General features: G+C 37.8%; 14 protein-coding genes. All 14 read right to left on the reverse strand.

What is annotated here, in order from left to right; genetic code table 11:
- Positions 1 to 230 precede the first annotated feature (230 nt).
- Positions 231 to 791, reverse strand: coding sequence for an invasion associated locus B family protein (locus ACFINI_RS04825; protein ID WP_273790632.1), 561 nt, complete (start codon positions 789 to 791; stop codon positions 231 to 233).
- A 99-nt stretch (positions 792 to 890) separates the two neighbouring features.
- A complete protein-coding gene (locus tag ACFINI_RS04830; protein ID WP_375621161.1) occupies positions 891 to 1,412 on the reverse strand; it encodes an RNA pyrophosphohydrolase in 522 nt (173 codons plus the stop codon).
- Between the two features lie 39 nt (positions 1,413 to 1,451).
- Positions 1,452 to 2,762 (reverse strand): S41 family peptidase, encoded by a 1,311-nt coding sequence (locus ACFINI_RS04835; RefSeq protein WP_375621160.1) that lies wholly within the window; start codon positions 2,760 to 2,762, stop codon positions 1,452 to 1,454.
- Complete coding sequence (locus ACFINI_RS04840; RefSeq protein ID WP_375646413.1) at positions 2,752 to 3,996, reverse strand: murein hydrolase activator EnvC family protein; 1,245 nt, start codon at positions 3,994 to 3,996, stop codon at positions 2,752 to 2,754. The genes ACFINI_RS04835 and ACFINI_RS04840 overlap by 11 nt, the downstream gene beginning before the upstream one ends.
- Before the next feature lie 133 nt (positions 3,997 to 4,129).
- Positions 4,130 to 4,612: a 23S rRNA (pseudouridine(1915)-N(3))-methyltransferase RlmH gene (gene rlmH / locus ACFINI_RS04845; RefSeq protein WP_375621159.1), complete on the reverse strand. Its 483-nt coding sequence runs from the start codon at positions 4,610 to 4,612 to the stop codon at positions 4,130 to 4,132.
- A gap of 1 nt (position 4,613) precedes the next feature.
- Positions 4,614 to 5,000 carry a ribosome silencing factor gene (gene rsfS / locus ACFINI_RS04850; RefSeq protein WP_375646386.1) on the reverse strand — a complete coding sequence of 129 codons (387 nt, stop codon included), beginning with the start codon at positions 4,998 to 5,000 and terminating at the stop codon, positions 4,614 to 4,616.
- Between the two features lie 111 nt (positions 5,001 to 5,111).
- Complete coding sequence (locus ACFINI_RS04855) at positions 5,112 to 5,705, reverse strand: nicotinate-nucleotide adenylyltransferase (RefSeq protein ID WP_375646391.1); 594 nt, start codon at positions 5,703 to 5,705, stop codon at positions 5,112 to 5,114.
- A 29-nt stretch (positions 5,706 to 5,734) separates the two neighbouring features.
- Positions 5,735 to 6,991, reverse strand: coding sequence for a glutamate-5-semialdehyde dehydrogenase (locus ACFINI_RS04860; protein ID WP_375646393.1), 1,257 nt, complete (start codon positions 6,989 to 6,991; stop codon positions 5,735 to 5,737).
- Between the two features lie 45 nt (positions 6,992 to 7,036).
- On the reverse strand, positions 7,037 to 8,176 hold the full coding sequence (gene proB / locus ACFINI_RS04865) for a glutamate 5-kinase (protein WP_375621155.1): 1,140 nt from the start codon (positions 8,174 to 8,176) through the stop codon (positions 7,037 to 7,039).
- A gap of 1 nt (position 8,177) precedes the next feature.
- Positions 8,178 to 9,203: a GTPase ObgE gene (gene obgE, locus ACFINI_RS04870; RefSeq protein WP_375639538.1), complete on the reverse strand. Its 1,026-nt coding sequence runs from the start codon at positions 9,201 to 9,203 to the stop codon at positions 8,178 to 8,180.
- A gap of 179 nt (positions 9,204 to 9,382) precedes the next feature.
- Positions 9,383 to 10,111 (reverse strand): RlmE family RNA methyltransferase, encoded by a 729-nt coding sequence (locus ACFINI_RS04875; protein ID WP_375629986.1) that lies wholly within the window; start codon positions 10,109 to 10,111, stop codon positions 9,383 to 9,385.
- A gap of 29 nt (positions 10,112 to 10,140) precedes the next feature.
- Positions 10,141 to 11,451: a Ppx/GppA phosphatase family protein gene (locus ACFINI_RS04880; RefSeq protein ID WP_375646397.1), complete on the reverse strand. Its 1,311-nt coding sequence runs from the start codon at positions 11,449 to 11,451 to the stop codon at positions 10,141 to 10,143.
- 905 nt (positions 11,452 to 12,356) lie between these two features.
- Positions 12,357 to 12,962 (reverse strand): invasion associated locus B family protein, encoded by a 606-nt coding sequence (locus tag ACFINI_RS04885; RefSeq protein ID WP_375611868.1) that lies wholly within the window; start codon positions 12,960 to 12,962, stop codon positions 12,357 to 12,359.
- Positions 12,959 to 13,466 (reverse strand): YadA-like family protein (locus tag ACFINI_RS04890; RefSeq protein WP_375646401.1); only part of this gene is annotated, 508 nt, incomplete at its 5' end. The genes ACFINI_RS04885 and ACFINI_RS04890, both read right to left, overlap by 4 nt.

Consider the following 13,466-nt stretch of genomic DNA (forward strand, 5'->3'; position numbering starts at 1 on the left):
CTTTTTTCTTGAATAAAAACCAGACATCTAAATTCTTCATCTCTCTATTTAATGACGATGCAGTTAGAAAACAAATATCAAAATTAAAAATAGCACATAAAATAGAAGAAACGGCAAAAAATCTGAATATCCCTTATAGGATTAATCTTAAATCTCATCGTTTTAATTATTAATTATAAAAAACAAACAAACTAAAAACGGCCTTTTAAAGGCCGCTTCTAGTTTTAAAATTATTTCTGCAAAGCAGTCAAACGATTAAGAGCACTACTAAAACCATCTAGCTGAACAAATAAATCATTCAAAGCTGGTTCACCTGCAGCAGCAATTGTCATCGCCAACTTTAACTGTTTTCCAGAACGTAAAGCTGCTACGTGATTTTTGTCAAAAACGACAGGAACCACACAACCTGCTGGTACACAAGTCCGGATACCGGTTTCGATAACAGCTTTTCCCTCATCAACTTGTAAACGAACAGGCTTAGAAACCAAAATGCCAAAAGGAACTGTTAAATTACCAGATACAACACCCTCAGCATCGAGAGTAAGGCCCATAGCCACAACAACACGCCCCTGCTCATTCACTTCTTGACGGTGCATAAAACAAATTCTTTTCCCTTCTTGTATACCACAGTTAATAGTCCACAAACCGTAGGTTTCAGTCAAAGAAGAAGCTCCATTTGGCAATGTCGCTGCCGCATCTTTTGATGCAGGAGGCTTTGAACTTGTTGCAAATGCAACAGATGAAATACTCAAGAGAGTAAAAACTATAAGTAAATTAAATAACTTTTTCATTTTATATTCCTGTTCTTTACATAAAAGATAAACATGTTTATTATTTATTATAATATAAAGCATCTTAATAAAAAAAGCTTTCCCGTAATCATATAGCTTTTATAATGGTCTAAGGCTACCTCGAAATTCGCTGACAACTTTCGTATAAACGTGCTTTTTAAAAGAAACAGCAATCAACGGAAGGGTTTCTAGATCAATCCATTTCCATTGATCGAATTCCGCTTTATTGCCATCTGGTGGCGGATTAATCGCAATTTCAGAAAGCTTTCCTGTAAACTGGAAAGCAAACCATTTTTGTATTTGCCCACGATATTTATTTGTTAATGTGCACCCAATAAGTTCTTGTGGAAAATCATAATGGAACCAATTTTGTGCTTCTTTAATCAACTTCACAGATCGAATACCCGTTTCTTCATAAAGTTCACGATATGCTGCATCTAATGGTTTTTCATTTTCATCAATCCCTCCTTGAGGAAGCTGCCAACGATGAGATATTTCAATATCTGCATGAATGGGCATCATTAAACGACGCCCAACCCACACTTTACCCTCATGATTAAAGATAACAATCCCAACACATTTGCGATATGGAAGAATCTTCAAATTAATACCTGCATCCATTTAATATTCCTCAAAATCGCAAGCTATAGATATCAATTCTCACTTTAATACATCCTTATTGGGATCTGGTGGAAATGCTGCATTTGACATTTCACCTCGTAACAGTTTATAGGCCTCATTCAATTGAATATCATCTTTAGGGTCTTTGGGAACAAAAGCAGCTGAACCAGATCCTTTATTACTTTCTCGTTTTCCTTTGATATGTCCTTTTAATGCAGACTCACCAACTTTTACATCATAACCTTTATATTTTTCAGGGAGTGGTTGCTCTACAATAATATCAGGCGTAATCCCTGTTCCTTGAATAGAAGTGCCTGATGGCGTGTAATAAAGTGCTGTTGTTAAGCGTAAAGCCCCATTTTCACCCAAAGGAATAATTGTTTGAACAGATCCTTTACCAAAAGACTGCGTCCCTAAAATTGTTGCACGACGATGATCTTGCAATGCACCCGCAACAATTTCAGAAGCACTTGCTGAACCACCATTAATAAGAACAATGAGCGGTTTTCCATTGATGACATCACCTGGCTTCGCATCAAATCTTGTCACATCACTCTTTTTGCGCCCACGAGTCGACACAATTTCACCCTTATTGAGAAAAGCACTCGAAACATTAACAGCTTGATCTAAAAGCCCACCCGGATTAAGCCGCAAATCAAGGACGTAACCTTTTAGCTTATCTTCAGGAATTTTAGATTGGATATCTTTAATTGCCGCTAGAAGATTATTTAATGTCTGTTCAGAAAACTGGATAACTCTTAAATATCCAATATCACCCTCAACCCGATATTTCACCGCTTTTACTTTGATAATATCACGAACAATCTTCACTTCAAATGGCTTATCAACGCCAGAACGAATAATTGTTAAGGTAATTGGTGTTCCAGGAGCACCTCGCATCTTATTAACAGCTTCATTCAATGTTTGACCATTCGTTTGTACATCATCAATTTTTGAAATAAGGTCTCCTGCTAGAATACCTGCTTTTGAAGCGGGAGTATCATCCATTGGTGAAACAACTTTAATTAAGTTTTTTTCCATAGTGACCTCAATACCAAGACCTCCGAACTCTCCTTTCGTAGAATCCCGCATATCCTTGGCTTCTTCAGCATTCAAATAAGATGAATGAGGGTCCAGTGATGTGAGCATGCCATTGATAGCGTTTTCAATAAGCTTTTTATCATCTGGAACTGTAACGTATTGCATACGCACACGCTCAAAAACATCGCCAAATATAGCTAGCTTTTTATATGCATTATCTTCATTATTCGCAGCAACAGACTGCACCATAATCATTGAACAGGCGCCGAGCAATACCCCAGCGACCAAAAGAATAACTTTACGAATCATTTTGGCTCCTTCTTATTTTTTCAGTCTGCCACCAAGGAGTTGGATTTACAGGTTTTCCCTGCTTTCTAAACTCAATGTAAAGCATTGGAGAAGTTTTTCCTATATCCAATGCAACACTGTTTGAAATAAATTGCATCTCCATTATACCCAGAGGCTCACCTGAAAGAACAAACTGCCCCTGTTTTACATTAATTCTCGACATTCCAGTAAGAATGATATGATAACCATTTCCAACATTGAGAATGATTAAATGTCCGTAAGAACGAAATGGCCCAGCAAAAGCAACAAAAGCATCTACAGGTGATATAACAACAGCTCCTGACTCTGTTTCTATCGTTTCACCAAAGCGCGTAATCTGCGAACTTTTATTAGAATGACGTATTCTTTTTCCTGAAACAGGAAAAAGTAAAGAACCTTTTCGGCTTTCAAAATTGGACTGTTCTAACAATTGCAAACTTTTCCGTACCTGTACTGATGCATCAGAGCTAAATTTTGACTGGCGGTCGAGCTCTAAAATCAATTCTTCCAAAGACTGCGCTTTTTTAGCAAGAGCAATATTTTTTTGTTGCTGTTCTGTAAGTTCTTTTTCTGATTTTTTTTGTAGTTTGTTTTTTTGGTCTAATAAAAGCTCTAGACGTTTTCGCTGCTCTGCTTGATTTTGCAGTTTTGTCTTTAATGCCTTATATTCCGTAGTAATGGAATTACTCAAATTGGTCAACTCCTTGAGTTTTTCTGTTAAATCTCGCGTTTTCTCTTGCATCTGAGGAATAACAGTACCTAATAAAACAGAACTACGTATAGAAGCCAACGCGTCCTCTGGCTGTATCATAAGAGCAGGAGGCGGATTCAATCCCATACGCTCCAAAATTGCAAGAACTTCCGCAAATTCAGCACGACGATTTTTTAAACTTTGATAGACTTGTACCCGCTTTTCTATCATTTTTTTAAGCTTTTCTTCCCTTTTAGCAATATCATCTGCTACTATACGTTCTTCTTTAGCCGCCTTTATGAGTGCATCACTCAAAACACGTTGATCTTTTTTTAAATGCTCAACTTGATGCATAAGAAAAGCAACACGCTCACGCGAAAGTGAAATATTTTGGCGAATTTCTCCTAATTCTTTATGGACTTCCGTACTCCTCATTGTATCTTCCGCATGCGATACAGAAAAGCAAAAAAATATACTCAAGAGCAGAATGACAAATATGACGCACTCCTCATATAAATATAGCATCTTTCTATGAAGAAGCTTTTTCATTTGCAAAAACCATGACACCTCATCGTATACATTAGAGATGCTTTAAATGGTGTCAGCTAAAACAATATTAATAAACATATAAATAAGTGCTAAAAATTGAACAAAAATATTAAAAACGATGATACGGATGATGATTTTCAATTGTTACAGCGCGGTAAAGTTGTTCTGTAAGAAGAATACGTGCAATTTGATGTGGCCACGTCATCAAACCAAAAGATAAAAGAAAATCAGCACGCTTCCTTATTTGTTCATTATGCCCATCAGGTCCTCCCAAAGCAATGACGACATCTCGAATGCCCTCATCACGATAACACCTCAATTTTTCAGAAAAAGAAATTGACGAAATCGATTCTCCACGCTCATCTAACACAATTAATCGACATTTTTCAGGTAAAAATTCAATAAGTTTTCTCCCCTCTTCCTCCATACGTTGATAAACTGTTTGAGCACGACTTTCTGGTATCTCTTGTAACTTTTTTAAATGAAAGCCTACATCTCCAGAAATTTTAGAAAAACGATCCAAATAATGCTGAACTAATTTTTGCTCCGCCCCACTTTTCATACGACCAACCGCAAAAATAGAAATTTGCATTTTAATGATCTCCGAAGAGAAGCAAAGCCGTATCGTTTAAATCCGGCGTCATCCATATTTTTTCTAAATTATAAAAAAGACGAATTTCTGGACGAAAAAGATGAACGATAATATCACCTGTATCAATCAATACCCAGTCACCTCCAGCAAGCCCTTCTACACGCGCAAGCCCCTGCCCACTATCTTTCCAAGTATGCAATAAATGATCAGCAACAGACGATACATGACGCTGCGAATTTGCTGAAGCTATGACCATATAATCAGCCAAAGATGACTTCCCTCGAATATCAATAGCAACAATATCTTCTGCTTTTGTATCTTCTAAACTCTTGAGAATAACTTCAAGACTCTCACTAACAGAAAAAACTTTTTTTTCTTTTGAAGGCATAATATCGTAAGAGTGTTTGTGTGCAATGTTTTTCAGATCAATATCCTTTCTTATCGTTGTGGAATCTAAAAAAGAGACTTCTCTAAAGAGAAGCAGAATCTTATGAAATGTTCAAGAAAAATCATTCTTCTTCAAACGAAGGTTTGTTGAAGATTGAAAAGATAAAGGTCCATGCAAATAAGTCCAAACTGGTGGCTTGATAAAAGGTAATCGCTTACTTTCTCTCTCATCCAAACGAAAACGGCGATAAATATGTGCCATAGGAGAGGAAAGTGCTGACCGATTGCCTAAAGGACGATCAATAATCGCAATAGGAAGCATAGAGACGATATCATGCCATCGATACCAATGATGTATCGTCGCAAAACTATCTGCCCCCATAATCCATACAAAATTTACGCCACTGTAATGAGTAAGAATATGAAAAATCGTATCTACTGATACTTTGCTCCCTATAGCCTGTTCAAAACCTGTTAAGCGAATTTTTGGATGGTCAATAAGTTTAAAACTTAATTGCATTCTCTCCTCTAAAGAGGGTAACTGTATACAATCCTTTAAAGGATTTCCTGGAGAGATCATCCACCATAACTGATCAAGATGCAAACGCCGAATGGCAATTTTTGCAACAAGAAGATGCCCCGCATGCGGTGGATTAAAGGAACCACCAAAAAGACCCACAACATTAGATCTTTCAACATGTGGCATACAATTTTTCCATGGAAAAAATGGTGTTCTCAAGCTCTAACCTGACCATTTCCTTTAACGTGATATTGAAATGATGTTAGCTGTTCAACACCTATGGGACCACGTGCATGCATTTTTCCTGTTGCGATACCAATTTCCATTCCAAAACCAAATTCACCTCCATCAGCAAATTGTGTAGATGCATTGTGTAATAAAATAGCTGAATCTAAATGATTAAAAAAATTCTTCACCACTTCTAAATCCTCAGCAATAATCGATTCCGTATGTCCTGATGAATAACGCTTGATATGAGAAATGGCTCCCTCAACACCCTCAACCGTTTTAACAGAAAGAATAGCATCAAGATATTCATGCGACCAATCTTCTTCAGAAGCTAATTTGACATCTGGCATAAGAAAAACAATATCTTCTGTGGCACGAATTTCACACCCCTTTTCCTGTAAAGCAGTTAAAACAGGAAGAAATTTTTTTAATGCTTGGCCGTCAATGAGAACTGTCTCAACAGCACCGCATATCCCTGTTCGCCGCAGCTTTGCATTTAAAACAATATTGCGTGCCATATCTAAATCTGCCGATTTATCAATATAAATATGACAAAGTCCCTCCAAATGAGCAAAAATTGGAACACGTGCATCAGACTGAACGCGGGCAACAAGGCTCTTTCCACCACGTGGTACGATCACATCAATCGCTCCATCCAATCCTTTGAGCATTTCCCCAACGGCAGCACGATCTATCGTTCCAACCATTTGGATGGCATCTTTAGGTAAACCAGAGCGCTCTAAACCTTGTACCAAAGCTAAATGAAGAGCATGAGAAGAATGAAAGCTATCCGAACCACCGCGCAAAATCGCAGCATTGCCAGCTTTTAAGCACAAAGCACTCGCATCAACTGTAACATTTGGACGACTTTCATAAATAATGCCAATCACACCAAGAGGTGTTCGTACACGACTTATATGAAGCCCATTTGGACGCGTCCATTCATCCATCACTTGCCCAACAGGATCAGATAAACGAGTAACTTGGCGAACACTATCTATCATTGCACGTAAACGCAAATCATCTAATTTTAGCCGATCAATCATTGCAGCTTTCAAATTATTCTGAGCAGCATTCTCTAAATCTTGACAATTCGCCCGTAAAATTTCATCTGACTGAGCCTCTAGACTTAAAGCGATCATTTCTAATGCATTGTTCTTTTGCTCAGAAGAAGCAACGGACAACGCTGCAGCGGCATAGCGTGCTTTTTGTCCCATATCTTTCATTTGTTCTTCTAAAGTCATCGTAACATCCACTCTGCCAAAACAATAAAAACAAAAGTAACTTTTTTAAACAGTATTGGTCAAGCAACGTACAATCATATCATTACGATGCACCATAGCAGAGCGCGCCTCATACCCAAGAATAGCTTCGATTTCTTTACTTTTATGTCCTATAATGCGTACAGCCTCATCTTTGTCATAGCTTACAAGTCCACGCGCAATCTCAACTCCATCTGTACCAATAATTGCAACCGTATCCCCACGCTGGAAATTTCCCTCAACGCCAATAACCCCTGCAGCTAATAATGATTTTCCTGATTCAAGAGCCCTAATGGCTCCTTGATCAATCGTCAAAACACCAGATGGATCTAAATGACCAGAAATCCATGTTTTCCAAGCATTGACAGATTTCTTACTTGCCGCAAAAAAACTCTTGCGTTCACCTTTGTCAATTGCAGCAAGGGGATTCATACGCTTGCCTGAGGTGATAATCATCGCCGTTCCAGCAGCATTAGCTATTTTTCCGGCTTCAAGCTTAGTCTTCATTCCTCCCCGTGAAAACTCTGAAGCAGCAACATCTGCCATTTTTTCGATATCATGCGTAATGGATGCAACAAAAGGTATAAATTCAGCCGTAGGATCACTATGGGGAGACTTTGTATAAAGACCATCAATATCGGATAAAAGTATTAAAAGATCTGCCCTCACCATTGTTGCCACACGTGCAGCTAAACGATCATTATCACCATAACGAATTTCAGTTGTTGCAACAGTATCATTCTCATTAATAACAGGCACAGCTCCCAAATATAAAAGCATCTCAATCGTTGCACGTGCATTGAGATAACGCCTTCGCTCCTCCGTATCAAATAAAGTGAGCAAAATTTGGCCTGTTTTGAGCCCATGTTGAGCAAGCGCATCACCATAGGTTTTTGCTAACTCAATTTGCCCCAAAGCAGCACATGCCTGACTTTCTTCCAATTTCAAAGTCCCCTTAGGAAGCTGTAGCAATGTCCTTCCTAAAGCAATAGCGCCTGAAGACACCAATAATATCTCTACGCCTTTTTTATGCAATTCAACAACATCATTGATCAAGCTTTTAAGCCACTCAACCCGTAAACCTGCCTGAGGATCAACCAAAAGGGCAGATCCAATCTTGACCACAATACGTTTATAGTGTGTAAGTTTTTGCGATCCAACAGCCATCTCAATCAACCTTGCTATCCCCACTGATCTCCTCTTTGCGTGACATTTCAATAATATGTGCACCAGCACGCAGCACATTTTCTAAACCTTCGCGGCTAACCGCAGAAAACATCATAACAGGTTGATCCGTTACTTTTTGCAAAGCTTCCCGTTTAGCTTCACGCTCTTCAATCGTTAGCGTATCTATCTGGCTTAAAGCAACAATTTCAGTTTTATCACTTAGATTATTTCCATATGCCTCAAGTTCATGACGCACAATTTGATATGCTTTTGCAACATCTTCTTCTTGAGAAGAAATTAGATGAAGCAGTACGCGACAACGTTCCACATGTCCTAAAAAACGATCTCCAATTCCCACACCTTCATGCGCTCCTTCAATTAATCCTGGAATATCAGCCAAAACAAATTCACGACCATCAATACGTACAACACCAAGATGAGGATGTAGAGTGGTAAAAGGATAATCTGCAACTTTTGGTTTTGCAGCCGTTACAGAAGCTAAAAAAGTTGATTTTCCAGCATTTGGTAAACCAACAAGCCCCGCATCAGCAATTAACTTCAAACGAAGCCATATTGCACGCTCTTCTCCAGCCAAACCTGGATTTGCACGACGCGGTGCCCGATTTGTCGATGTTGTAAAGTGAAGATTGCCAAAACCGCCATTCCCTCCTTTTGCAAGGCGATAGCGCTGTCCCACTTCCGTTAAATCACAGATTAACGTTGTATTATCTTCTTCAAAAATTTGCGTCCCAACCGGAACTTTAAGGATGACATCATTACCCTTCTCACCCGTCATATTACGCCCCTTGCCATGCCCCCCTGTTTTTGCTTTAAAATGCTGTTGGTAGCGATAATCAATCAGCGTGTTAAGCCCATCAACAACAAGAGCCCAAACATCACCACCCCGTCCTCCATTCCCCCCATCAGGTCCCCCAAATTCTATGAATTTTTCACGACGAAATGATACTGCTCCAGAACCTCCATTACCAGAACGAATATAAACTTTAGCTTGATCAAGAAATTTCATTGGAAACACTCACTCTCACTGAGGAATCAATCTCTTTACCTCTATAGGCAATACATTAATTTTACCAGTTTTTCATCATTGATAACAGAAAAACTGTCACTATCGCCGATAACTCTTTGAGAAAAAAATCATCACATCTAAATAGGTTAAGTAAAGTTAAGTCTTCTTAAAAGAAGGCGCTATTCTTGTATTTTTGTTTTTCCCTTAAATTCAAGTGCTAGAAGATAAAGCTCTACTGATTCTGATCGGCTTGCGGGTGGTTTAACATGATAGACTTTTTTAAAATGCTGTTTTAGTATCGTAAGAAGAGTGTTTTCTGCTCCTCCTTGAAAAGCCTTTGCTAAAAAATGTCCCCCAGGCTTAAGAACCGAAAGAGCAAAATCAGCCGCAACTTCACATAAATAAATCGTTCTTAAATGATCCGTCTGACGATGACCTGTTGTTGGCGCTGCCATATCAGAAAGAACCACATCCGGTTTTGTCCCTAAAGTTTCAATTAATTTCTGCGGTGCATCTGTATGCAAAAAATCCATTTCCAACATGGCAACTCTAGGTAATGGATCAACATGTAAATAATCAATACCAACAACGCTAGGATCCTCATCACTTGACCCTACTATACGCTCAACCACCTGACACCAGCCCCCAGGTGCTGCTCCTAGATCAATAACCTTTTGACCTTTTTTCAAAAACCTATAGCGCTCATTAATTTCAATGAGTTTATAAGCCGCACGCGAACGATAACCATCTACTTTTGATTGATGGACATAAGGATCATTCAGATGCCTCTCTAACCATCGTCGTGATGAAGCTTTAATGGTTCCTGCTTTCTTTTTTACGCGCTGATATAATTCATGTGACCCTGAACCTCCATAGCCACCTCTTGGTGTTTTTGTTGTTTTTTTCATCGTTATTCATTGTCTCCATATTTAATTCTCTAACGCTTGAAATCTCTGCTCTTTCTATGACGACACCATACTCCATCGCGTAACATCAGCTCTATCAAAATTCCTTCCCTTAATCCACGATCAGCAACTCTTAAACGCTGACTTGGCCAAACTTCCCGAATAACATCTAAAATTGCACAACCAGCTAAAACTAAATCTGCTCTCTCGCGTCCAATAAAAGGACTTATGACACGTTTTTCTATATCCCATGATAATAGGCGTTGTGTCATAAGTGTAATGTCTGCATCATTCATCCAAATGCCATCCACTTTTTTCCTATCATAACGCTCTAAATTAAGATACATTCCTGCTAAAGTCGTAACCGTACCGGAGGTTCCCAAAAGATGAAACTTCGAACCTTGTGCTAACTCTCCTAATTTATGACGATCTGAAAAATTATTTAATAACCCTCGCACATAGCTTTTCATTTTTTCAAAATCGTCTAAGCTAATATCATTCCCTCCAAAACGTTCAGCAAGCGTAACAACACCAACAGGAAGAGAAGTCCAAGCGATAATTTGTCGAGCTAAACGAAAAGAACGCTTTTGAGAAACATCAAGTAGCACAATTTCTGATGATCCTCCTCCAATATCAAAAAGCACAATTGCGTCAGTATTTGGTTCAACAAGTGTACTACACCCTGTAACAGCAAAACGCGCTTCTGTTTGCCGATCAACAATTTCCAATTCAAGACCTGTCTCCTCCAAAACACGCTGAATAAAATGTCTACCATTTTCTGCAGAACGACAAGCTTCCGTTGCAATCAAGCGATAACGCTTAATATGCCTTTGTTTTAGCTTTAAATGACAAATCTTTAATGCTTCAATCGCACGATCCATAGCTTGTGTATTAAGAAAACCGTTATTTATTAAACCTTCTCCCAATCGTACAATACGAGAAAAAGCATCAACAACACGAAAATATCCAGGTTTACTGGGAGATGCGATAAGAAGACGACAATTATTTGTTCCGAGATCAAGTGCCGCATAAAGAGGTGGAGATTTTACTGGATGGAACCGTCGAAGAAAAGGTGCTTTGAGTTTTTTTGTTTTTTGAGTACCTATCATTATCTGATTATGAAACTCAAAAGCTGTCTCAGATTGAACAAAAACCTGTTTCTGTTCATAATGTTTTTTTCTCTGTTGTCTCTTTATATCAACAAGGACAGAGTATACCTCTGTTCGTGACAATGCAGAAAGATTATTTGTACTACTACCGCACTGATCATACAACTGATCTGCTTTGGTATCGTATATTTCTCCTCGCTTCAACTCTTTTGAACCATAATTTAACGGGGTCATTTCCCTTATCCCTTGAGCGTTCCCCCCAATAAATAAACGCGAAAATTCTTCTGCTCATTCCTAAATAAAGCAATAATGCAGCATCAAATGATAAATATAAGAAATCACTCTTTCTTTTCCTATCATTAAAATTTTCTACACTAGCATCATTCAGATTTTTGTATAATCTTTCGGTTGTTTCCGTGAAATCATGCTTCTCTTTATCAACTTAAAACTATAAATTAATCGTTTACGTTCACATCAATTTTTATAAATTATGCTCTTTTCTTTATACCATTTACACGGAGCACACCTCTATTGTAACAAACCTACACTATCATACTATTTCCTGAATCTTAAGGTTACAACAACCTATACATTAGTACGGTTTATAAGAAAAAATTTTTTTAATCTCGTTATCTACACACGAGCTTCGTTTGTTATATGCAATGAAATGGCTTTGATTATGCTGGAATAAAAGTTCTATAGTACTACAAAATGCAATTACAATAGCTGTTATTTTGTGAATACCAATAAAAACTATCGTTCAAAAAAATCTCTAGAATTATAACTTTATCTGAAAAATATTAATGCATAATCAGACCGCTTTAAAAATCCATTTGAAGCTTAAAAAAGAATTTAGTCTACTCATTATTGTAAGGAATAAATCGAGTATTTCTAATCTTTTTTACTTTTAATAACTAACGAAATCATTCTTTAAGCATTATGGAAAACACTAACTTGATTTTCTATTACATATAAAGAACTTACTGTAACTTTATATTCAACTCTCACTCTTTCCAACAAATCACCTCGATATCATATTATATAAAACTTCTTACTTATTTGATCTTATAATTTACACTCAGAAATATAATACAACAATTTATGGAAAAATGACTCTTGTTAAAAATACTCGATGAATTCTAAGGACGGAAAGAATTAAGTGCTGCATTTAACCCTTTAAATGGTACAGTAAAAGAAAATACCTTACCTTCTTTAGTTTTATAGGAAATACGTACCTTATTGTTCTGCTCTATTTGTTTAGTCAAAACCGGCCCTACAGGTGATTGTGCCAAACAAACCGTTTCATTACATTGCGTATAATTAATAAGAACAGGTTTTTTAACACCTTTTACAAACATTTGAATCGGAACATTTATATCAGAATTTGGCAATGTTCGAAAAAGCATCACTGCTTGACCACTTGTCGTAGAAACAAGAGACCAACTAAAAATGGTATTTCCTTCTTGATCATGAACCGTCTGTGTCACATTACATATACCTTGCTTATGTTTAAGCTTTTGTTTTTCGTCACAAATCAAAGTCCAATCATAAAACTGCATAATAATTCGACGTGTTTCGCCAGGTTCTCCCTTAGGTATCGATAAGTGCGGTGGATGCACTGTATAAATATTATTGTTCTCGTTGGCAAAGCTTTCGCTCTTGCCTATTAAGGCAAGAGCAAACAGCAGAACCTTTACTAACATACTTCTCGTTTTTACAATAACAGCCATTTTTTCTATTATCATCTCAACCTCAGAGTAATTCCAGCGCCTATTCCCCAATGACCTCCAGCACTTGTCACAGATACATTCGAGCGAATATTTCCATCTTCAGATGTATAACCAGCACCAATAGCAAGTGCAGATTGACTGCGCCATAAACCACTCCCAAATGAAACACTTAAAGATCCTGGTATATCATAGTAACGTAAGTTGGACACCGCTAGACCAATAGCAGCAGCTTGTCTTGCTTCTTTCCGAACATCCTGAATAGCATAATTCAATGTCTCAAACTTCATATCCGTATAGGATTTCGACTCGTTAACACCATCATTGACAAGACTACTAACTTTCTCATCCGTATACTTATTGGCTTCTTCAAGAACTATTTTCATCTGCTCTTCAGTATAATCATGTAACTGACCACCATTAACAGCTTGCTGAGAACCTGTTGCAATCTTGCCTGCCGCTACATTGTCTATCATAACAGGTTCGCTGTCATTGCCTCCTACTAACGTAATGCTATTGGTC

This window comes from Bartonella sp. AA56HLJMS (genome assembly GCF_042197145.1).
In the GTDB taxonomy this organism is placed as follows: Bacteria; Pseudomonadota; Alphaproteobacteria; order Rhizobiales; family Rhizobiaceae; genus Bartonella.